The organism is Rhodovulum viride (assembly GCF_003265965.1).
GTDB classification, from domain to species: Bacteria; Pseudomonadota; Alphaproteobacteria; order Rhodobacterales; family Rhodobacteraceae; genus Rhodovulum; species Rhodovulum kholense.
In genome coordinates this window covers 1-543 of sequence record NZ_MUAV01000169.1, presented here as the reverse complement: position 1 = coordinate 543, position 543 = coordinate 1, and the positions used below count along the sequence as shown (strand labels likewise).

Sequence of the window (543 nt, the reverse complement as noted above, 5' to 3'; positions counted from 1 at the left end):
CCGGCCCCGGCTGTCATCGAAGGCCGTCCTGATGGCGGCCATGTCCAGCCGATCCTGCCTGGCGCGATCCGATGCCAAGTCCGGATCACGCTCCACGGACTTGAAGGCGTAATACGTCGAAGGTGCGATCCCCAGACCCCGGCAGATCGGCCCGACGCCAAAGACGCCACGTTGGCCTTCGAGAAATGCGTTCACTTGCGAAACGGGCGGTCGATCTCCGCCGCCGCGAAATACGCGTTGGCCCTCTTCAGGATCTCATTGGCTTGGCGCAGCTGACGAACCTCCTGCTCCAGCTCCTTGAGCCGATCCTTCTCGGCAGTCGTCAGGCCAACTCGCTGGCCGGCATCGCGCTCGGCCTGCTGACACCAGACACGAAGGCTGTCGGGCGAACAGCCAAGCTTGGGCGCGATTGCACGGTATGCCGCGCTGTCACTGGCATAATCAGCGCGGTTCTCCCGAAACAGCGGAACGCCACGCTGGCGTAGCTCAGCCGGACAGGCGGGGGTGAATCGTCTTGTCGTCATAGGGCTCATCCTTTGAGTG

Annotated in this window: 1 protein-coding gene, 1 pseudogene and 1 other annotated feature; the gene and the pseudogene both read right to left on the bottom strand. The window is 63.5% G+C overall.

From position 1 onward, the window contains the following. Positions 1–195: pseudogene (locus BYZ73_RS23625) on the bottom strand (IS3 family transposase); the annotation flags it as partial. Next, positions 121–237: a sequence feature (AL1L pseudoknot), on the bottom strand. Its footprint overlaps the pseudogene before it by 75 nt. Further along, a partial coding sequence (locus BYZ73_RS21675; RefSeq protein ID WP_220086892.1) for a transposase occupies positions 192–543 on the bottom strand: 352 nt, incomplete at its 5' end. Its footprint overlaps the feature before it by 46 nt. The pseudogene BYZ73_RS23625 and the gene BYZ73_RS21675, both read right to left, overlap by 4 nt.